This window comes from Sphingomonas paeninsulae (genome assembly GCF_003660165.1).
Lineage (GTDB): Bacteria > Pseudomonadota > Alphaproteobacteria > Sphingomonadales > Sphingomonadaceae > Sphingomonas_O > Sphingomonas_O paeninsulae.
On the sequence record NZ_CP032827.1, the window covers coordinates 39,112 to 60,403 of the forward strand.

Genomic DNA, 21,292 nt, shown 5'->3' on the forward strand with positions numbered 1-21,292 from the left:
TAAGGAACGCGTCATGATTCCCAAGACAATGCACGCCGCTGTCGTCACCGCTTTCGGCAAACCGCTGGAACTGCAGGAATGCGCCGTCCACCTGCCCGGGCCCGGCCAGATCCTCGTCAAGACCGAGGCCTGCGGGGTCTGCCACACCGACCTTCATGCGGCGAAGGGTGACTGGCCGCTCAAACCAACACCGCCGTTTATTCCGGGGCACGAGGCGATCGGCATCGTCGTTGCGCTCGGCGCCGGGGTCACGATCGTAAAAGAAGGCGATCGGGTCGGCGTGCCATGGCTCTATTCCGCGTGCGGTCACTGCGAATATTGCCTGTCGGCATGGGAGACCGTGTGTGCCGAAGCAAAATTCGGCGGTTATACCCAGAATGGCGGCTTTGCCGAGTATGTGCTCGCTGACCCCAATTACGTCGCACATATCCCCAAGGAATTAAACCCGGCCGAGGCGGCCCCGCTGATCTGCGCCGGGATCACGACCTACAAGGGCATCAAGGAAACCGAAGCCCGCCCGGGCGAATGGATCGCCATTTCCGGGTGCGGCGGCCTTGGCCATCTCGCGATCCAATATGCAAAGGTGATGGGCCTGCACGTCTGCGCGGTCGACATCGATGACGGGAAGCTCGCCCATGCGACGCGGCTCGGCGCCGATATGGTCATCAACGCCCGGGCGCAGAACCCAGGCGAGGTCCTCAAGAAGGCGATCGGCGGCGGCGCGCACGGGGTGCTGATTACGGCGCCATCGTTGCCGGCGTTCAAGCAGGGGATCGAGATGACACGCAAGCGGGGCACTTGCGCGCTCGTCGGTCTTCCGCCGGGCGAATTCCCAACGCCGTTGTTCGATATCGTTGCGAATTGCATCACCATCCGCGGGTCGTTCGTCGGTACCCGGATAGACATGGCCGAGTGCCTGCAATTTGCGGCCGAAGGCAAGGTCAAGGCAGATATCGAACTGCAGCCGCTCGCATCGATCAACACGATCTTCGAGCGGCTCGAGCATGGCGACGTGCCGTCTCGCGTCGTGCTCGATTTCACCGACACGAAAAGCGACAAAATTGCCGATGAAGCCAGGGCGGCGAAGCCAGCCGTCCCTGTCCACGCCTGATCCCATGCATCCCAGTCGGCCGCAATGCGCGCCCGAGTGGGTCGTATCGGCATGTTGCCTGACGGCCGCGCCGACTGTGATTCACACAATGGCCAACAGGCCCGGAGATGAGCTGTGTCCCGAACGTATCAGCACCGTAAACCCGATGCGCTATTTGAACCTGCCGAGGTTGGTGCCCTTCGCCTGGCCAATCGCATCGTAATGGCGCCGTTGACCCGCAACCGCGCTGGCCCAGGCCTTGTGCCCAGCCCGTTCGCCGCCGAATATTATAGTCAGCGCGCATCCGCAGGCCTGATCATCGCCGAAGCGACACAGATCTCTGCGCAGGCGCAAGGCTATTCCGGCACTCCGGGCTGTTACACCGACGCGCAGGTCGCCGGCTGGCGAACGGTAACCGATGCGGTCCACGCCAAAGGCGGCAAGATCGTCGTACAGCTCTGGCATACCGGGCGGGTTTCGCACACGAGCTTTCAGAAGGATGGCCAGGCACCCGTTGGTCCCTCCGCGATCCGGGCCAACACCAAGACGTTTGTAGCTGGGCAGGGCTTTGTCGACTGCTCGATGCCCCGCGCCCTCGAACTGGCGGAACTCCCTGGCATCGTGGAAGACTTCCGATATGCATCGACACGAGCGCTCGAAGCAGGCTTCGATGGTGTCGAGTTGCACGGTGCTCACGGCTATCTGCTCGACGCCTTCCTGCGCGATGGTACGAACCACAGGACGGACGCCTATGGCGGATCAATTGAACGCCGGTCGCGACTCCTTCTTGAGGTGACCGAGGCTTGTGCGAACGCAATCGGCGCAGACCGGCTTGGTATTCGGATCTCACCGGTCTCGACGGCAGGGGACTCTCATGACAGCGACCCCCAGCCGCTGTTTGAACATGTCGTCGATCGGCTCAACCCCCTTGGTCTGGCCTATGTGCATGTGGTCGAAGGAGAAACCGGTGGGGCGAGAGACAGCCTCCCATTTGATTATGCTGCGCTGCGCGATCGCTTCAAAGGCGTTTGGATGGTCAACAATGGCTATGACCGCCAGATGGCGAGCGACGCCGTTGCCAGCGGCTGCGTGGATCTGGTTTCTTTCGGCCGGCTGTTGCTCGCCAATCCGGATCTGGTGGAGCGTTTCAGAAAAGGCGCAGCGCTCAATCCGCTGATGGAAGCCGCAACTTTTTATGGCGGCGGTGCCCATGGATACACCGACTATCCGACACTCGATCAGCTTCAAAAGCCAAGCGAGCCCGCGCCAAGTCCGGTTACGTGAATCTGACCGGCAACAGCCGGTGTGACAGGGCAAGTCCTTTGGACCGCGGCACGGCCGTCCTGATTACACGCTCCAGTGACGGGTGGAGACGCGGGCAGCGTTGATCTTGGAGCTGGTCAGCCCGTCTAACGCTTTGCCGACGCGCGTTGTGAGTAGATTCCGGCCCTGCACACGCCGGATCGCGCCGGATTATGATCTCGGCTCGCTGTCCTTAAATCGTGAGAGACCTGCTATGTTGAGACATACTTCGAAGATCAGTGGTTACACCGTTGGCGCAAGTGACGGTCAAATTGGCTCGGTCACCGACTTACTGTTTGACGAGGTTTCCTGGCGGGTTCGCTGGCTGGTCATCGACACCGGAACCTTCCTGTCGGGCCGTAAGGTGCTGCTTCCGCCGTCGGCACTCAGCCATGTCAATCACATCGGCCATCAACTGGCAGTCAACTTGACCAAGCAGCAGGTGAAGGACAGTCCCGACGTCCAGTCCGACGAGCCGGTCTCGGGTCAGATGGAAACCGATCTCTACGATTATTATGGCTGGAGCCCTTATTGGTACACTGGCTTCTACATGGGCGGCTCCGGCTGCGCTGGAGGTCCTTTCGCCCCCAACATCCCTGGATCTCGTTCAAATGAGCGCGGCACAGGAGATGCAGATCGCGCGCGCGGCGATAGGCACCTGCGCAGCGTCAAAGAGGTGACTGGCTACCACATCCATGCACGTGATGGTGAGATCGGGCACGTTGCCGACTTTCTGCTCGAGGACGGGGACTGGAGCGTCCGCTACTTGGTCGTGGACACGCGCAACTGGTGGCCCGGAAAGAAGGTTCTGATCTCGCCGCGCTCCATTCAATCGACGAGCTGGTCGGACCGAATGGTGAACCTCGATGTTGACCGCGAGACGGTCAAACACAGTCCCGCGTATGACGGATCAGAGGCCATCGACCGCGCTTACGAGTATCAGTACCACGGCTATTATGATGGCCGACGGGTCCCTGAGCCGGTCTGATATCATTCGGCGGAATTCGTACGGTTGGATGCATGGTCGGCTTACCGCGCTCGACCTCGAGCGTGACGATCGTAGCCATTCCTGAAACGTTGCGGCCCGGCCACGATTGGCCGCGCGGCTCCCTCCGAAAGAGCCGCGGCACGACCGCAAGACCACGCCAAGCCACGCTAGCGGTTGAGGAAGCAAAGAAGAGCGGTGCTCGCCACCGTAACGCGACGGGCCGTAGCGCGAGAACCATATCGTTAGCACGGCCGACGCCTGGGATACTCACGAACGGGTCCGCTTCAGCTCCAAGGAAATCGACATGACGCTCCTGATTTCGTCAACAACCCAAGTGGGACGCCATGTCGTTGTGCTTTGCCACTCCGATCCCGATAGTTTCAATCGATCGATCGCGGATACCTATTGCGCCGCGGTCAGCGCGGCAGGCCAGGACGTCATTTTTCGCGACCTCTATGCGATGGGTTTCGACCCGGTGCTAAAGGCGTCCGAACGACCAACGATTCCTGGCTTCCAGCGTTCTGCCGATGTCGAACGAGAGCTCGCGATGCTCAGCGGCAGTGATATTTTCGTACTGATCTACCCGGTCTGGTTTGGCTCGCCGCCAGCGATGATGAAGGGCTATGTCGAAAGGGTTCTAGGCGCCGGCGTCGACCCGGAGGCGATACAACGACACGACGTCAGTGACCTGCTCGGGGGGAAAAGGCTGCTCAGTTTTACAACATCTGCAGCAACGACAATTTGGCTCGACGAGCAGGGCGAGGTGCAAGCGCTTCGCGATGTGTTTGACCGCTACCTTGTGGCTGGCTTTGGCATGCATTCCCAGAAGCACATGCATCTAGGGCATATCACGTCGCAATTGACCGATCGGTTCGCCCATCAAGACTTTTACGAAGTCGAGGAAGAGGCGAAACGGATTTGCGAAGAGCTCGCTCTGGCGCTTGCTGGCGACACGAATAATCGCCGAGAGGCGAGCTGACAAAGCGGGTTGATACTGGATGGGCGACAAACTGTTAATTTGCCGGCGGTGTATCGGTCACAAAAGTGAAGGCACTTTGTGCATAAACGCTTGCCAAAAAAAACGACGACAACCTTCGAATGCGCGGCGTGACGACAACAGCTACGGGCTGGTGAAGCGAGGCTTACAATGAGCAAGAGCTGCATTGACAACCCGAGCTTGCCACCGACGAAGTCAGGAACGTCTTGATATCCTGCTTGAGCGCCGCATGATCGAGGCCCTCAAACGCCGCCGCATATCCGAAATCGTCGCCCAGCGGATTGGCTTGCGGACCGTTCGAATGAAGTTGTTCGACCTTGAGCCGGTTCGGATACCAGTCTGACAAGGTCGGCGGAGTGCCGAGCGTGCCGCCAATGCGGTCGCCGCCAAACGGGCATTTGCCTGCCATCTGGAAGCTCGCGGTGTTGGTCTTATAGGTTTTGATATCGAGCATGATGCTATCCTTTCAAGCTGAAGTCCGCGGCGGCTGCGCGAACTCGGGAGGCTGGTGTCTTGGACAGGCATGCCGTTGCCGGCTGCGAACGAACGGCCAAAGACGGAATGCCGACCGCGCAAGGCACAGACGTGCCCGCATCGCCGCGACATCGCGTCGCGGTTCGGCGGTATCCGCACTATCGGTGGAGCGTCCGGATCGCATCGACGATCACCTTGGGACTGTGCAGCCCCTTATAGACCGGCGGCGGCGCCTTATCGAGCTTGAGCAGCGTGTAGACCGCGGTCATCGCGCAGCGGATCGAATATTCCACCGTGAAGACCACGTCGTCGGGCTGCTCGGCATATTGGCCGAGAAAGGCTAGGTTGGTCGATCCGATCGGCACCACTAGAGGCCGGTCGCCCATTTTGCGCTTCATGAACTGGCTGGTGATGTAGGGCATCGCGCAGGGGATGCAGTTTGAGGCAGCGAGGACCGCCGCGCTGTCGGGCGCGCTGAAACGCAGATGGCCCAGCACTTCCTCCAGGATCTCCGCGCCCGTGCAGTCGACCAGCTTCTTCTTGACGTAGTCGCCGGGGCGATCGTGGAACAGGCCGTAACCCCACCAAACCGCGATACCTTCGGGTTGATCGGGGAAGAACGGCTGATGATAGATCGATAAAGTCAGCAGCCAGGCCGATTGCTTGAAGGTGATCAGCCCACCTGTCCCGGCCGCGCTGCCGCTGAAGCGCTCCATCAACTGCAGGAACAACGGGTCTTTCACCGTGACGGTAAAGGAGATCCACGAACTCTCTTGAACATTCCCGTTAAAGGCAGCCGGGTTACCGAGGGCAGGGCGACCTTGCGCGAGCTTTTCCCACAGGTTCCACGCGCCCGAATGGTTGGTCGCATCGAGGCCGGGGGCCTCGGTCATCGACCCGAATGCCTTGTCCGCGGTCATCGACCCGTTGGTGACGAACACCAGGTCGCTAGGCGCGACCGGGATCGCGGCCGGGCCATCAGCGGTCAGCGTCGATATGCTGGTGACGGTCAGCGCGTCGTTGCCCGCGGCGAACCCCAGATCCTCGACACGGACGCCGTGCCGGAACTGGACACCCCGGTCCCTTAACCAGGTGACGATCGGCACGATTATGCTGTCATACTGATTGTAGACAGTGCGATAGATGTCGTGCTGAACGTCGATTGTCGAGAAATGGTGGACGAACCGACGCAAATAGCGGCGGAACTCGATCGCGCTGTGCCACGGTTCGAACGCGAACAGCGTGCACCATTCCATCCAGAAATTGGTCTCGAAGAAATGCGGCTCGAAGCAGTCGGTGATGCGCTTGTCGTCGAGCAGGCTTTCAGGCTCGCCGATCAGCGCGATCAGGTCGATCCGGTCGCGCTCGGTAAATCCCATGGTGTGTGCGTCGGGCACGCTACCGTCCAGATTGACCAGCCTGACCTTGTTATCCCACGGCCACATCTTCGCGGCCCGGTTCGTTTCTGCGGTCACGGAAATTGTCGGGTCCGTCGCCGAGGGTATGCCGTCGAGCAGATCGAAGGTGCATTGATACATCGCCTCGAACATGCGGCTGCCGCTCATGAAATAGCCGTCCTCCGCCGAGCCATGCGCATCGAAGGCGCCCCCGGTCTGGTGGCTTTCCTCGAGGATCGTGATGTCCTTGCCCGCAACGTCGCCATCGCGCAGCAGGATGACCGCTCCCGCGAGCGAGGCGATTCCGCTGCCGATGAATGTGTAGCTGCTCATGCGATGACGATCCTTTGCCCAAAGGACTCCGCGGTAGCGCCGATCTTGCGGAGCGCGCAGCGTCGGAAATTACTCACGACCCGCACCTCGGCTATTATCGTGGCAACGACCCGTCGAACGCTAAAACGCCAAGGCAATCGCTATTTGGGGCGCAACGTAGGACGGTGTGTTTAGGCCCGCGACGGACACCTCGACCCCCGCGATGAGCCCGGCGCGGGCCGACCAATTATATTCCAGCGCGGGAGCGAGAATTGTTCGGGATGCGCGCTGACCCGTGGTTCGTAGCGCTGTACCGCTGGAATCCACGCCCGTTAGGCGCGACCGGCCCATATCGCTACGAACCAGATCGAGCGCAATGACCCAGCGCTGGTCGAGCGCATAGCCGGCGGCCACACCAACCTGCACGGACACACCGGGAGCGGCGTGACCAGCGAACCCGTCCGTCGTTCCATAAACACTCAGGTCGTAAACATCCGCCGACGCCAAGGCCTCGGTTACGGAGGCGAAAAGGCGGATCCGAACCGGGTGCCCCCCCTTGGTGTCGAACAGGGATTCGACAACGATGCCCTGCTTTGCCAGCATCGTGCCCGTGCCAAGGCCATCAAGCCCGGTCGTCAGATGATCGTATCGACCGATCGGCAGCACGACGCCGGCGCTTACGGTGATCGAGGGCGATCCGGTTCGGCCATTCTCGTCCTTCAGTCGATATTCCAGCTCGAGCGGCAGATCCGCGATCCCGGAACCGCGCGGATCATGACCATCGGTCACGCGGACGAACGTCGGTAGCGCCTGAAAGCTCACCCGATTGGTGAGCGCATATTTGAATACCGTCACCGACTGCATCTGATGAACGCCGTCGCCGCCGGGATGGCGATGGCCCTGATTGTCATATTTTCCGGTATCGATCTTGTAGATGAGATAGGGTTCGATCGCGAGCGTCCCCGCCGTCGACAAGGCTGGCGACGATGCCTCGAGCGAGCCAGTGAACCATTGGTTTCGAACAGCGATATCAGCGTCCTGCGCCATTCCCGCGACCGGCAATCCCAGCGTACAAAGCGCGAGAAGCGTCTGCGCCGCGCGCCTGATCTTCATCGCGCAGAACCCGCTGCGCCAAGACCTGGGAACAGGACGACCAGCGCGCTCGCCATGCCGCCGACTGCGATCGCGACGACGAGCAGACCAAAGACTTTTTCAGTTATCAGCAGAGCCTTTTCTCCGATCACGCGCGTGATCGGAGCAGCAAGAAAATTGAGCGCGACGATGATCGACGCATTCGCGAGGATAGCGACCATCGCGGCGAGATAGACCGGCCGGTTGCCGCTCCCCCAGGCGATGATGACCGACAGCACCCCCGGTCCGGCATAGATCGGAAACCCCAACGGTAGGATTCCGACCGATGTGGGCGACGGCGCGACAGTCCTATCCGTCGCGACCGGCACGTGCGTGTTCGACGCGCGGTGGTGATGGCTGCGCACCGGCGTCGCTTCGGTTGGGGTCGGCGCATTCAGCATTTGCCATCCGATCACGCCGATCACCGCCATTCCCGCCACGCGCAGGGCGGCGACGCTGACCCCGAAGACGCCGAGCGCGGCATTACCGACAAACAGCGCGAGCATCCCCGCGACGACATAGGTCGCCGCCGCAATCAGCGCGGTGCGACGTTGGTCCCCGGGTGTCTGACTTGCGGTAGCCGCCACGAACAGCGGCAGGACTGCGATCGGTGCCGTGATCGCGAACAGGCCGATGATCATCCTCACCAGCGCAGTGGTGTCAATCGCACTCACGCCGCGGTCTCGAACGGTTCAAAGTCGGAACCTGCCGCTTTCCAGTCGGGCTTGTGAAACGCGTAGATCACGAACGGGATGGCGAGGAAGACCACCGATCCGATCGCCAGCGTGCCGACGTAGAGTACCGGACTGCCCGTGCTGATCTGTGCCGGCGGAATGAAGCTGAACCCCAGCGCGATGAGCGCCCCGGCAAGCCCCAACAGGCCGACCAGCCACATGCCGACATTGCCACCAGGGATGCGGAACGGCCGCTCCCGGTCCAGCTGGCTGTACCGCAGCCGGATCGCGGCGACGTACAACAGGACGTACATGACCAGATAGATGATCGTCGCCATCTGGCTGAGCAGCTGGTAGGCGGATTCGACCGAAGGCAGCACCGTGAAAGCGACGCACAACAGTGTGACCAGCACGCCTTGCAGGATCAGGATCGCAACCGGAATGCCGTGTGCGTTGGTCTTTTGCAGCAGAGGCGGGAGATATCCCGCTTTGCCGACCGCAAGCAGCCCGGTCGAAGGCCCGGCGACGATTACGCTGACTTGGCCGAGCACGCCGAACGCCAGCATCGCCGCCATCACATTGCCTAGCCACGGCAGACCGAACGCCGCCCACAGTTCGTTATAGGCGACGAGCAGCCCGCGGTTGATGTCGATCGCCTCGCGCGGAACGACTGCGCCAACCGCGAGCGTGCCAAGCACGAAGATCACCACGACCATCACCGTAGCGATGAGCACCGACAGCGGATAACTGCGTGTCGGATTCTTTAGGTCCTGCACATGGACTGCCTGCATCTCCATGCCCGCGAAATAGAGGAAGACGCTCGCCGCCAGCACCATGTTGTGGAAATCGCTGAAGTCGGGGATCAGGCTGTCATGCAAATCGAGGTGCATCGGCTTGCCGCTCGCGACATAGGCCACGCCGAGCGCGATCAGGATCGCGCCGGGGATGATCGTTCCGAACAGGCCGCCGAGCGAACTCAACCGCGTCGATGCCGCCATGCCGCGGAAGGTGAACAGCGTGACGAACCAATAGACCGCAAGCAGAATGACGATCGTGTAGAGCTTGTTGTCGGCCAGCGCCTGATCGAACGCTGGCGGCCACCAGATATAGGCGAGCGCGGCCGCGGCGAAGATCAGCACGGTCGGGAACCAGATCACCACTGCCTGCCATTGATAATAAATCGCGGCAAAGCCCAGCGCGGGCCGAAGGCCTCGCCGATCCAGCGGAACACGCCACCCTGTTTGGGGAATGTCGCGGCGAGTTCGGCCGCGACCAGCGATACGGGCACCAGGAACACGATCGCTGCGAACAGATAATAGAAGATCGACGCCATGCCATATTCGGCTTGGGCCGGCATGCCGCGGAGACTGACGATCGTGGTCACGTTCATGATCGCAAAGGCGATCATGCCGATTACGATCTTGGGCTGTGGCTTGGTCTGGCCGCCATGGGCGAGCCACCCCGTAGCTTTGGGCTTGCCGCCGGGCACGGAGGCGGGGAGCGAGCGCTCGGTCATGCAAACAGCCTTGAAAGGGGGCGCCGCCGACGATGGTCGACGGCGCAGAGATCGAACGAAGGGTTACCGTTTGAGCACTTCGTCGCGGGCTGCCGCGACGCAGTGCAGCGCCCACTGCATCGTCTCGGGCGTGATGAAAACGTTCATCGGAAACGACTTCAGCGCGTAGACGACGGCTTCTTCGTCGGTCCCGTCACGATTATAGGTCGCGTCGCGGAAGCCCGTGCTGAAGCTCATATACGGCGTGTACTTACCGTCGATCTGCTTGCCCGAGCGGAACCATTCGAACAGCTTGTTGCCAACCGCTTCGGTCAGATGGTTATGCTTGATCAGGTCGCTGCGCAGCGCAGGATCGCTCAGTTCGCGACCGAATTGCACCTGCGCGTCCACGCCCTCGGGATAGACCCGGAACAGCGTTATCAGCCCGGTGTCGTCCGGGTTGACGCAGACCATGTCAGGATGGCTGCGGATGAGATCGTAGAGGTAATATTTGGTCTCGAGGATGCCGCCGAGGATCGCCTGCATCCCTTCCTTGCCGAAATATTTGAGCGTCGCCCAACCCGCGAGCGAGCCCGATGCGGTGCGCGACACTTCGAGTGTGTAATACATCGGGTTATACGGCGTACGCGCCTGCAGATAGGCGTCCGCGCCGCGGCGGTGGATCGACTCGAATTCGGTCGCGTCGCGGTACAGGAAGCAGCTGCTGACATAGGGCGCCCAGCCGACCTTGTGGAAATCGATCCCGACGCAATCGGCATATTCAAGCTCGCGCATCGCCTCGCCATTGCGGCGCAGCACGGGCAGGATACGGTCGGAGAATTCGAGCGGATTGGCCTCGAAGTCATAGTCCTTGAAGTAGATCCACGACCATCCGACGACCGCATCGGCATATAATACCGCCTTGCCGAAGCCCTCGGGATTGGGGTGGCGGTCCATCACTTCACGGACCAAGCCGATCGGATCGAACGCGCTCGCGTCGGTTGTGCCCATCGTGCAGACGACGGTCGCGACCGGGATGCCGCGCGCGGCAAAATCGGTCAGCAATTCCTCGAGATGGACGAGATCCATCTGGTTGGTCGCCACATCAGTGCGGACGTGGACGATGTTGTCCATGCCGAGGCCGAGCCAGTCGGTCGCGTTCTGCTGCACGTAATGCGCCTGCTGCGAACAAATTACCTTGGCGTCCGTCCGCACGCCCTTTTCGCGCGAATCCTTGAGCACCCGCGTCAGGCCGTATTTCAGGCCGTAGGTCCAGCAGCCACCGCCGCCATAAGTGTAGATCGCGCCGCTGTTGACCGGAGTCCAGCCAAACATGTTCGCGACCATGCCCGCCGTCTCCAGCTCGGCACGATGGACGTTCCAGGCATATTCCCCTCCAGGATATTGGCGGAGAACACCTGCGACAGCATCGACGCAACGACCGCGGCGGTATTGGACTGCGGGATGACGTTACACATCGTCAGCGGGTTGCCCCAATTGGGCGCGCCCTCGAACAGGCCGACCACATCGTCGAGCACCTGGTCAAGATCCCCCATCGCCTGTGGAACTGTAATGTTCTTGACGTCGGGATAGGCATAGGTCAGCGCCGGGCTCTTGCCGAGAAATGCGGGACCGCCCTTCTCGGGACGCAGCATATCGAGCTTCTCGACGAACTTGTTGATCTGGCGCGCGAGAGGATCGTCGTCGCCGCGGAAAGGCGAGGGAAATTCACCTGCCATCTTGGCGTGGTAGTTTGCCCATTTTGGAGTCTTCGCTACCGACGACGCAGTTTCAGAGTCGCTCTCGGTTGATGACGCGTGCACAATGGCGGCGGCGGCGTGAGTCCGGTCGTGCATGGTAAGTACCTTTGATGGTCGAAGGGCGGGCAAGGCCTCTGATCGACATATCGCAGTTCTCGCGGTAGCCTCGGAATCTACTCAGCAGGGGCTGGGCGGAGCCAACCCAAAGCGCGCAGTCCAGCCCCTGCTGGGCACTGAACTCTTGGAATTAGCGCGGGACCCGCCGCGCCAGCGGTGGGTCCGGTCAGGCGCCGAGCTGTTGCGCCGATCACGTTGTCATATTGATCGCGCAGCTGACGACTCTAGCCATATCCGACCCATTTGAGCAGAAGGTTACAACCCTGCGCCAGCGCGTTTTTCCCGATTAATGGACATCAGGATGCCCAAAAGGATCAGAACAGTCATCATTGCCGAACCCCCATATGAACGCAGGGGCAGGGGGATGCCCACGACAGGTGCGAGACCCATGACCATCGCTATGTTGATGCTGACATAAAGGAACAGTGTGAAGGCCAGTCCGGCCGCTGCCAGGTGCCCAAACACTGAAGGGCTATGCGATGTAACCTTCGTTCCCCACCTGACGAGATAGCCATAGGTGAGCAGGATTAAGACGCCCCCGACCATGCCCCATTCTTCCATCATGGTGGCGAAGATGAAGTCGGTATGTGACTCGGGCAGGTATTCGAGATGACTTTGGGTGCCCTGAAGAAAGCCCTTGCCGAATACGCCGCCCGACCCGATCGCGATTTTTGAACAGTGTCAGGTAGTAACGGTGCCCAGCGGGTCGCTCTCTGGGTTCAGGACAATAAGGATGCGGTTTTTCTAATAATCGTGAAGCATCCCCCAGGCTGTTCGAATGACGCGCAGCTCGCAAGCGGCGCCCCCGATTGCGGCTCCAAGGGCCTCGCCACCTGAGCCCAAAGTTTCCCGTCGACCCTTAATCCATGCGCTTGCGGGCCGCGCAGTCGGAATGTCGATATTTGTCGTGGTTACCCGACAGGCGTGGCGAATGCGGTTACGAACGCCAGGATTAGCGCGATCAGGCAAAAGAGCGCTTTGTTTCCGAGCTTTTTCGAGACTGCGATGCCGACGAGGCACTGCACAGCGCGATGGCAAAGCTGCAGATGAGGAGGTAAGTCGTGCGCTTGGAAAGCGTGCGCCGAGAAACCTCGATGAGACTTCCAGATCCACTGATCGCATCAGCGACCGCAGCGCTGAACTGGCTGAACACCGCTATCAGCACCAGCGGATAGGTAAGCCAGATCCCAACAATTCCCGCGAGTTGCATCAGCGCATTGTCCGCGACCTGTCGGAGCAGAAAATGAAATTGCTGTGCCGCCAAATGGGGCTGCTGGCGGGCGCAAGCATCGCCATTGACGGCAGCAAGTTCAAGGCCGTGAACAACCGGGATCGCAACTTCACCAAAGCCAAACTGGAGCGCCGGCGTCAACAGATCGAGGAAAGCGTTGCTCGCTATCTGGCCCAGTTGGATACCGCCGACCGGCAGGAGCCGACGGATGTGCTGGTGGCCAAGGGGGACAGGCTCAAGGAGAAGATCACGAGGCTCGAACAAGAGATGGAGCGCCTCGATGGACTGGAAGCGCAGATGCTGGCGTCACCAGACCGCCAAATATCGCTGACTGATCCTGACGCGCGATCGATGTCGAGCAGCGGACGCGGAACGGGCGTTGTGGGCTATAATGTGCAGGCTGCTGTCGATACCGAGCATCACCTCATCGTCACACATGAGGTCACGAACGTCGGCACCGACCGAGCAAAGTTGAGCGGCATGGCGAAAAAGGCGAAAGCAGTTCTGGAGGCAGAACGGCTCGATGTGGTGGCCGACCGCGGCTACTTCTCCGGCGAAGAGATACTGGCCAGCGAACAGGCCGGCATCACTGTGACCCTGCCGAAACCGATGACCTCTCGTGCCAAGGCGGAGGGACGGTTCGGAAAAGCGGACTTCGTCTACCTGCCCGAGCGAGACGTTTATCGCTGTCCGGCCGTCAACATGCTGACCTATCGGTACACCAATGTGGAAGCGGGTCTGACAGTGAGCCGATATCGGACGAGTGCTTGCCCGAAATGTCCGATCAAGGCTCAATGCACACCGGCAAAGGAACGGCGCGTCACCCGATGGAAGCACAAGGCCGTCCTCGAAACCATGCAGAAACGCCTCGATGCCAATCCAGATGCCATGCGCATACGCTGCCAGACGGTGGAGCATCCCTTTGGCACTTTCAAAGCTCGCATGGGCTCCACCCACTTTCTAACAAAGACAAAGCCGCGTGTTTCAACCGAAATGGCGCTCCATGTTTTAGCCTATAACCTGACGCGGGTGCCCAACATCATGGGTAGCAAGGCAATCGTGAAAGCAGTCGCAAGCTGAGGCCCCTTTTGAACCATAAGACCCAATGTCTTCATAGCGAATGGCCCGCGCACAATGTGCCGATCGCGTTTTCACACAGCCTGGGTCGGAAGCAGACGTTCACAGATCGCGTCAAGCGATGCCGGTAAATGAGGAAGGCTGGCCGTAAGAGGAACGACCCCTTTCCATCAAGATTGCCGCAATTGCAGACAATCATGCCGGTCTGGTGACCGCATGTTATTTTGCGACGAACTGCCGATAACACTCGGCCGTCTACCTCCTCATCGTCCCCGTATCGATAAATCGCTGGTGCCACGACAACGCCTCGCCCGGCAGCGACGGCGACTGCTGGCCGTATGAACCGATCAGCGCGCGGCGGTAATAATCGGCCAGCGCAGGTCGATAGTCCGGATGCGCGCAATTCGCGATAATCACCGCCGCGCGTTGTTTCGGGCTTAATCCGCGCAAATCCGCCAGCCCCTGTTCGGTCACCAGCACCTGCACATCCTGCGTAATGTGATCGACGTGACTGGCCTGCGGTACGATGGCTGAAATCTTGCCGCCCTTGGCCGTCGATGGCGTCATGAAGATCGACACATAGGCATTGCGCGCAAAGTCGCCCGACCCGCCGATGCCGTTCTGGATGCGCGATCCCATGATGTGTGTCGAGTTCACATTGCCGTAGATATCCGCCTCGATCAGCCCGTTCATGGCAAGGCAGCCAAGCCTGCGGATCAGTTCGGGGTGGTTGCTGATTTCCTGCGGGCGCAGGATCATCTTTTCGCGATACCGGCCCATGTCCGCGTTCAGCCGCGCCGCCGCTTGGGGACTGAGCGAAAAGGCGGTGGCCGACGCCATGCGCAGTTTTCCTGAATCCAGCAGGTCGAGCATCCCGTCCTGAATGACCTCGGTGTACGATGTCATGTCCTCGAACGGCCCACCGACCAGACCGCTCAGCACGGCGTTGGCGATGTTGCCGACCCCGGATTGCAGCGGCAACAGCGATGCGGGCAAGCGTCCTTTGGCAACCTCATGCCGGAAGAACTCGATCAGATGCCCGGCGATCTGGTGCGCGGCTGCATCCGGCGCGGCAAATGGCAGATTGCGGTCGGGCGCGTCGGTTTCGACGATCGCGAGGATCTTTGCCGGATCGCAGCGCAGATACGCCTCGCCGATGCGGTCGTCGGGCCGAATCAGCGGGATCGGCACGCGATGCGGGGGCAGCGCCGTACCGTAATAAATGTCGTGCATCCCCTCCAGCGCGGGGTTCTGCCAGCGATTGACCTCAAGGATCACCTTGCTCGCGCGGTCGAGCCACGTCTTGTTGTTGCCGACCGAAGACGACGGGATCAGCGAACCGTCCGCGCGTATCCCCGACACCTCGACGACGGCTGTATCGAGCGGCCCCAGAAACCCCTGCCACGCCATCGGCGCGACCTGGCTCAGGTGCATATCGAAATATTCCATCTCACCGCGATTGATTTTTTCGCGCGCGATCGGATCTGAATTATACGGCAGGCGAAACTCGATGCCGTCCGCCTTGGCCAATGCGCCATCGAGTTCGGGACCGGTCGATGCCCCAGTCCACACGCGGACCCTGAACGGGTTGCCCGCCACGTGTTCGGCGTCGATCCGCGCGGCCAGTGCCAGCGGCACGGCCTTGGGATAACCCGACCCCGTGAACCCGCTTAAGCCCACCGTGCTGCCCGACGTGATAAATGCGGCGGCGGTATCGGCATCGGTGATTTTGGAACGGAGCGCGTCGCACTGGATGCGGTTGCCGGTGTTTCGCATTGATTGAGTGACCTGATGTTACGCCGTATAATTCAAAAGCAATTCCGCCACATCGGCGGCTGGCCGACCGGCATAGTCCTTGTCGATTTCGGCCACGAGCCGCTTTTTCAGGTCCGCACTATATCGCGGGCGGATGAAGCCCAGCACATGCGGCGCGGCCACGATGATAAAATCGAAATCGGATTGTAGCGCCAGTGCGTTCAACCTGTCGATTGCGGCCCTCGCGAAATCGTCCTCATCGGCTTGGTGGAAATCAGTCGTTTCGTGCGCGCTCCGCCCATGGCCCACCGAACTGAAACTCCGACCTGGCTTATCGGTGCCGATGTCGGCTGTCTGCGCCGCGTGCTGGACGCTGTGCTCCACCAGTTCGAGATCGATGGCAAAGTCGCGTCCGCGATTGCGGAACAGCGACAGTTTTGCACCATCGATGACAAGGATCATGGCACCATGAAAAACGAGCATCTTCTCAACTCCCTTTGGATGAGCACAGTTTGCCATCCCGCGGCGCTTCCTTACCAGCCTCGGAGATTACGCAGTTGGCGGGCAGATCGCCTCACTCATCCCAGCGATGGCGGCAACCAGTGGCCGGTCACCGATCGCACGGTTGAATATCTTGTCACCGTGTCGGTCTGCCTTCCGCACCAATGCGTCCTCCGGATCGGTGTCATCCAAAAGAATAGCCCTGCCGTGCCACCCGGTTGCCCTCATCTCGCGCAGGAACGCCACACCGTCGACATCGTGCATTCGGACGTCGAGGACGATACAGAAATAATCCCGCGAAACCGGATCGGCGAGCAGCGCCGCGCAGGTGGAATACGACCGGACATCGTAGAGTTCTGAGCGCAACATGATCTGGCGCGCGCGTCGTATCGCCGGGTCGCCATCGACAAGGGAAACACGGATTTCAACATTCTGGGTGATGGTACGATGCCTCTGTGGACCTCGACCGTTGCACCTGTTCGCCTCCGGCGTCTGTACGTAGAAAGCGAGGGGTTACAACGGGCTAGGCTCATCCAGTCCTGCCGCGAACGCGATCCGCAATACGTCGGAAAGGCTCCTCGCATGAAGCTTTTCCATCAGATTGGCGCGGTGAACTTCGACCGTGCGTGTCGCTATGCTCAGGTCGAACGCGATCAGCTTGTTCGGACGCCCCGCAACCATTCCGTTCAGGACGTCGTGCTCGCGGGCAGTCAGCGCAGCGATCCGCACGACCGCGTCCTCTTTGGCAAGTTTATCCTGAATGCCCCGCTTTGCATGGCGCAGGCCATCTTCGATCGCCGCCAGCAGGACCACGCGCTCGAACGGCTTTTCCAGAAACTCGATGGCCCCCGCCTTGATTGCGCGCACCGCCAGCGTCACGTCGCCGTGCCCGGTCAGCATGATGACGGGCAAGACGATGCCCAGCGCATTGAGCCGCGCCTGAACCTCCAGCCCGTCCAGTCCCGCCATCCGAACGTCGAGCAGGACGCAGCCCTGACTCTCGCGCGTGACGGCCTTCAGAAACTCGTCGCCGGACACAAACGCGGTAACGTCATAACCGGCTTTCCGCAGCAGGAACCCGACCGACTGCCTGATCGCCTCGTCATCATCGACGACATAAACCGCGTTGAGCGTCTCAGGCATTAAAAACATCCGCCAGCGGGACAGTAAAATTGAACGCTGTCCCGCCACCCTCCACCGCATCGGCCCAGATGCGCCCGCCATGCGCCTCGACAATCGTTCGGCAGATCGACAAACCCAGCCCCATGCCATCTTCCTTCGTGGTTGCGAACGCCTCGAAAAGACGTGCCCGAACGCCAGCCTCGATCCCTCCGCCGGTGTCGATAACCGCGATCCTCACCCAGCCCGGCTCGTCCCGAGCTGTAGCGATCCGCAGTTCCTTACACACCGTCGCCTGCATCGAGTGAAGCGCGTTGCGGATAAGGTTGACGATCACCTGCTGGATCTGAATCCGGTCCACCCGAACGTGACCTAGCCCAGACGCAATGTCGGTCGCCACCATTACCCCGGCTTCATGCGCGCCCAACAGGCCCAGCGTCGTCGCTTCCCTCACCAGCACATCCAGCGGCTCCAGCTCGAAACCGGTTTCACCGCCATCGACAAACGCCCGCAACCGACGAACGATCTGCCCCGCGCGCAGCGATTGCGCCGCCGCCAGTTCGATGGCCTCCGCAATCCCCCCTAGCGCGCCATCGGGTGCGTCACCAATCATCTCGCGTGCGGTTTCCAGATAGTTTACAATCGCGGTCAGCGGCTGGTTGATCTCATGCGCCAGTGTCGAGGCCATCGTCCCCATCGCGCTGACCCGCGAGACATGGACGAGTTCGGACTGTAATTCCTGCATCCGCCGCTCGCTCTCGACCCGCGCCGTGACGTCGCGAATAAATCCGGTGAAAATCCGCTCCCCCGCGATCGAAACCTCACCCACCGCCAGTTCGATAGGGAACCTCTCGCCATTCCGCCGCATCGCGGTCACGCTGCGAATACTGCCGATGATGTGCCGTTCACCGGTTTTCAGATAGGTCGACAAATGGCCGTCATGGGCCGAACGGTCGCCAGATGGCATCAACATGCTGACGTTGCGCCCGACGACTTCGTTTTCGGCAAACCCAAAGAGTTGTTCGGCGGCGGCGCTGAACGAAGCGACCGTCCCCCGCTCGTCCATCACGATCATCGCATCAGGAACGGTCGCCAGAATCGAATGCAAATGATGCTCACGGCGGACGATCGCCGCCTCGGCCGCCTTCTGATCGGTAATGTCGCGAATGACCTTGCCGAAGCCCCTCAGCGCACCATTCTCATCGCGAAGCGCGGTGATCGTCACGCTCGCCAGAAACTCCGACCCGTCCTTGCGAACCCGCCAGCTTTCTTCCTCGATACGCCCCAGATCATTTGCCAGCGCAAGGTCGCGTACTGGCTTGCCCGCAGCCACATCGTCGGGCGGATAGAAGACCGCGACATCCTGCCCGATGATCTCCGCTTCGCTCCACCCCTTGATGCGTTCGGCGCCACGGTTCCACAGCGTCACCCGGCCCGCCGGATCGAGCATATAGATCGCGTAATTAGTCGCGCCGTCGATCAGCAGCCCGAGTTCTTCGGCCATCATCGCCTGCCGCCGCGCCGCTATTTCGGCCCCGCTATGGCTTTGCTCGGGGGGCGTTGAGGTCAAGACACCAGCCTAGCCCTTAAGCTTTGGATTAGCGAGGTTAACCTGTCGGTGCGCACTGATCAGGGCCAGAACGGCAGCGAGCCCTGCTCCCAGCCACAGCGCCGACATCCCCATCGCATGATCGGCGCTGGCTCCCAGAACCGCGCCACTCAACAGGCCGCACCACAGCAGCAGATAGGAACGCCAGCCGACCGGGTCGCCGCCGCGAATGGCGATGGCGAGGCACCGCCCCAGATTGACGATGGTGCCGGTCATGTACGTCAGCCCGATCGGCGTTTCCCCCGCCTGACCGACAACGGCATTTTCCGCGCCCATCCCAACCGCAAGGCAGGCGATGGCAACGGACTCGTCTCCAAACGACGCGAGCACCGCCGATGCCACCAGGAGCACCGACACCATCGACAGCACCACAACGCGCCGAAATCGACCCGCCCAGTCGCCCGCAAGTGATGCGCCCGTCACGCCCATGACAAAGCAACCGATCAGGCCGAATGCGATCGCGGCGGCATGGCTCTGCCCGGAAAGACCAACACCCAGCCGCGTAGTATTGCCGCTCATGAACGACACGAAGAACCCGCCCGTCTCGATATAGGCGACGGCATCCACATAGCCTGCCAGCGCGGCAAGGGCGATCGCCAGCGCCTGAACCGCGCGACTATGCCGGATCATCGGGGCCGGATCATCGCGTCAATGCGACAGCAGCGCGCAATAACCGGCATGAAGCGTCAGGTCGCGCGTAACCCCGCCGAACACCCACTGACGCAACCGGCTATGTCCATAGGCACCCGCGACCACGACATCGGTCCGGTTGTTCTCAAGTGCCTCGTTGAGTTGATAGGCGTCGTCGCCCTGCGTCGTCGGCGTGAAGATCACCTCAGCCACAATCCCGTGCCGGTCGAGCCATCCGGCCACATCCTTCATCCCAGCCAAGGCGTCATGGCGGTCACGCTCGGGTGCCAGATGCACGATGCTGACATGGCTCGCCGTCTTCAGCAGCGGCAGCGCATCGGCCACCGCGCGCCTTGCCTCGGGCGTTTCCTTCCACGCAATGGTCATGCGATTTAGCTTCAAACCGGGCGCATCACGCGGCACGATCAACACAGGTCGCCCTGTTTGCAACACGATCTGGGCCGGATTTTCCCTGCGCGCGGTGTCGCTCGGGTCGAACGAAACCGCACTGGTCACCACGAGATCGGCACAGCGGGCTTCTCGCGCCACGAAATCCGAAGTCGGCTCGAGCCCAATTGAAGACCGCCATTCGATCTGATTGGGTTTGCCAAAAAACGCCGCCCGGAACTCGGCTTCCGCCAGTCCCATTTCGCGGCGGATCTCTTTTGTGTCCTCCTCCATCAGCGTCGGCGGCAGAGGAACCTCGCAATACACGATAGGGATCGGCTGACAGGCAACCACCCCGACTATTCTCGACCCGAAACGGTCGGCGAGTTCGCTGACGACCGTCAGCAAACCGGTGTTGGTATGCGACAGCTTCAAATGAACCATGATCGTCTGATACATCATAATATTGCACCCTTCGCAAAGAGTGTGACGCGACGTCCGGTGCGCAGCCAGTATCGGAAACTACGCAGCCCGCTCCGATCTCAGATCGCTGTACCCACCAGCCGCCCAATGCCCGCCGTTATGCCGAGAGCCAGCCCGCCGCACAGCAACACGCGCATCGTAGCGCGCCCAATACCGGCACCGCCCGCCGCGCCACCAATCGCCCCGAGCAGCGCCAGAAACAACAGTGTCCCCACCGTCTCTGCGACAATCAAAAGCCGGGCAGGGGCAAACATCACGATCAGCAACGGCATCAGCGCCCCGCACGTAAACGTCGCGGCGGACGTAACCGCCGCTTGCAATGGGCGCGCGAGGCTGACCATCGTGATGCCGAGTTCGTCGCGGGCGTGAGCGCCCAGCGCGTCTTTTGCCATCAACTCTTGGGAAACCGTGCGCGCCGTTGCGTCATCCACGCCGCGTTCCACATAGATTTGCGACAACTCCTCGGCCTCGCCGACAGGGTCGCTTTTTAGTTCGGCACGCTCACGCGAAAGGTCCGCCTGTTCGGTGTCATGCTGCGAACTGACCGACACATATTCACCGGCGGCCATCGACATCGCACCCGCTACAAGGCCCGCTGTTCCCGCGATCAGGATATTAGCCCTCGACCCGCCAGCAGTCGCGACGCCGAGTATCAGGCTGGCCGTCGATAATATCCCGTCATTTGCCCCCAGAACAGCTGCGCGCAGCCACCCCACCCGCGCGACGAGATGATGTTCGGGCAATGTCTTCAGCCGCGTCACAA

18 protein-coding genes and 4 pseudogenes are annotated in these 21,292 nt (G+C 61.1%); 5 read left to right on the forward strand and 17 right to left on the reverse strand.

All coding sequences use genetic code 11. The annotated features are described in order from the left end of the window. The first annotated feature begins 13 nt into the window (after positions 1 to 13). The 4 genes from adhP (at position 14) to D3Y57_RS00215 (ending at position 4,359) form a co-directional block, all read left to right on the forward strand. Positions 14 to 1,111, forward strand: a complete 1,098-nt coding sequence (gene adhP / locus D3Y57_RS00200) for an alcohol dehydrogenase AdhP (protein ID WP_430738979.1) — start codon at positions 14 to 16, stop codon at positions 1,109 to 1,111. A 114-nt stretch (positions 1,112 to 1,225) separates the two neighbouring features. Beyond that, a complete protein-coding gene (locus D3Y57_RS00205; protein ID WP_121150280.1) occupies positions 1,226 to 2,374 on the forward strand; it encodes an alkene reductase in 1,149 nt (382 codons plus the stop codon). Between the two features lie 232 nt (positions 2,375 to 2,606). Continuing rightward, entirely contained in the window at positions 2,607 to 3,380 is a 774-nt protein-coding gene (locus tag D3Y57_RS00210) for a PRC-barrel domain-containing protein (protein ID WP_162986834.1), read from the forward strand. A 304-nt stretch (positions 3,381 to 3,684) separates the two neighbouring features. Further along, positions 3,685 to 4,359 carry an NAD(P)H-dependent oxidoreductase gene (locus D3Y57_RS00215; protein ID WP_121150282.1) on the forward strand — a complete coding sequence of 225 codons (675 nt, stop codon included), beginning with the start codon at positions 3,685 to 3,687 and terminating at the stop codon, positions 4,357 to 4,359. Positions 4,360 to 4,561: 202 nt separating this feature from the next. On the opposite strand, the pseudogene D3Y57_RS00220 reads toward D3Y57_RS00215, so the two are convergent. The 9 genes and pseudogenes from D3Y57_RS00220 to D3Y57_RS20530 all read right to left on the reverse strand — a co-directional run. Next, positions 4,562 to 4,831, reverse strand: a pseudogene (locus D3Y57_RS00220) (catalase/peroxidase HPI); the annotation flags it as partial. Between the two features lie 178 nt (positions 4,832 to 5,009). Further along, positions 5,010 to 6,581 carry an oleate hydratase gene (locus D3Y57_RS00225; protein ID WP_121150284.1) on the reverse strand — a complete coding sequence of 524 codons (1,572 nt, stop codon included), beginning with the start codon at positions 6,579 to 6,581 and terminating at the stop codon, positions 5,010 to 5,012. A gap of 120 nt (positions 6,582 to 6,701) precedes the next feature. Continuing rightward, a complete protein-coding gene (locus tag D3Y57_RS00230; protein WP_239025698.1) occupies positions 6,702 to 7,673 on the reverse strand; it encodes a transporter family protein in 972 nt (323 codons plus the stop codon). After that, positions 7,670 to 8,365, reverse strand: a complete 696-nt coding sequence (locus D3Y57_RS00235; RefSeq protein WP_121150287.1) for a MarC family protein — start codon at positions 8,363 to 8,365, stop codon at positions 7,670 to 7,672. The genes D3Y57_RS00230 and D3Y57_RS00235 overlap by 4 nt, the downstream gene beginning before the upstream one ends. Continuing rightward, positions 8,362 to 9,881, reverse strand: a pseudogene (gene gadC / locus D3Y57_RS00240) (glutamine/gamma-aminobutyrate antiporter GadC). Before gadC ends, D3Y57_RS00235 begins: the two are co-directional and overlap by 4 nt. A gap of 63 nt (positions 9,882 to 9,944) precedes the next feature. Continuing rightward, positions 9,945 to 11,207 (reverse strand): pyridoxal-dependent decarboxylase, encoded by a 1,263-nt coding sequence (locus D3Y57_RS00245; RefSeq protein WP_239025701.1) that lies wholly within the window; start codon positions 11,205 to 11,207, stop codon positions 9,945 to 9,947. Continuing rightward, a complete protein-coding gene (locus D3Y57_RS20520; protein ID WP_239025702.1) occupies positions 11,120 to 11,716 on the reverse strand; it encodes a hypothetical protein in 597 nt (198 codons plus the stop codon). Before D3Y57_RS20520 ends, D3Y57_RS00245 begins: the two co-directional genes overlap by 88 nt. A 276-nt stretch (positions 11,717 to 11,992) precedes the next feature. Next, positions 11,993 to 12,499: pseudogene (locus D3Y57_RS20525) on the reverse strand (FtsW/RodA/SpoVE family cell cycle protein); the annotation flags it as partial. Between the two features lie 199 nt (positions 12,500 to 12,698). Continuing rightward, entirely contained in the window at positions 12,699 to 13,109 is a 411-nt protein-coding gene (locus tag D3Y57_RS20530) for a hypothetical protein (protein WP_488349811.1), read from the reverse strand. Between D3Y57_RS20530 and D3Y57_RS00255 the strand changes: the two are divergent. Beyond that, a pseudogene (locus D3Y57_RS00255) lies at positions 12,990 to 14,048 on the forward strand (IS1182 family transposase); the annotation flags it as partial. The gene D3Y57_RS20530 and the pseudogene D3Y57_RS00255 overlap by 120 nt on opposite strands. Before the next feature lie 252 nt (positions 14,049 to 14,300). On the opposite strand, the gene scpC reads toward D3Y57_RS00255, so the two are convergent. The 8 genes from scpC to D3Y57_RS00295 form a co-directional block, all read right to left on the reverse strand. Beyond that, complete coding sequence (gene scpC, locus D3Y57_RS00260; protein WP_121150289.1) at positions 14,301 to 15,821, reverse strand: succinyl-CoA:acetate CoA-transferase ScpC; 1,521 nt, start codon at positions 15,819 to 15,821, stop codon at positions 14,301 to 14,303. 18 nt (positions 15,822 to 15,839) lie between these two features. Then, the gene (locus D3Y57_RS00265; RefSeq protein WP_162986835.1) at positions 15,840 to 16,283 is read right to left on the reverse strand and encodes a host attachment family protein; all 444 of its coding nucleotides are present in this window, start codon (positions 16,281 to 16,283) and stop codon (positions 15,840 to 15,842) included. A 66-nt stretch (positions 16,284 to 16,349) separates the two neighbouring features. Further along, entirely contained in the window at positions 16,350 to 16,742 is a 393-nt protein-coding gene (locus tag D3Y57_RS00270; protein ID WP_121150293.1) for a response regulator, read from the reverse strand. Between the two features lie 72 nt (positions 16,743 to 16,814). After that, positions 16,815 to 17,444, reverse strand: a complete 630-nt coding sequence (locus tag D3Y57_RS00275; protein WP_121150295.1) for a response regulator transcription factor — start codon at positions 17,442 to 17,444, stop codon at positions 16,815 to 16,817. Then, on the reverse strand, positions 17,437 to 18,990 hold the full coding sequence (locus tag D3Y57_RS00280) for a PAS domain-containing sensor histidine kinase (RefSeq protein WP_239025704.1): 1,554 nt from the start codon (positions 18,988 to 18,990) through the stop codon (positions 17,437 to 17,439). The genes D3Y57_RS00275 and D3Y57_RS00280 overlap by 8 nt, the downstream gene beginning before the upstream one ends. Positions 18,991 to 18,999: 9 nt before the next feature. Beyond that, a complete protein-coding gene (locus D3Y57_RS00285; protein WP_121150297.1) occupies positions 19,000 to 19,659 on the reverse strand; it encodes a YoaK family protein in 660 nt (219 codons plus the stop codon). 18 nt (positions 19,660 to 19,677) lie between these two features. Further along, complete coding sequence (locus D3Y57_RS00290) at positions 19,678 to 20,508, reverse strand: universal stress protein (protein ID WP_162986836.1); 831 nt, start codon at positions 20,506 to 20,508, stop codon at positions 19,678 to 19,680. An 80-nt stretch (positions 20,509 to 20,588) separates the two neighbouring features. After that, positions 20,589 to 21,290 (reverse strand): VIT1/CCC1 transporter family protein, encoded by a 702-nt coding sequence (locus D3Y57_RS00295; protein WP_205590026.1) that lies wholly within the window; start codon positions 21,288 to 21,290, stop codon positions 20,589 to 20,591. Positions 21,291 to 21,292: the final 2 nt, after the last annotated feature.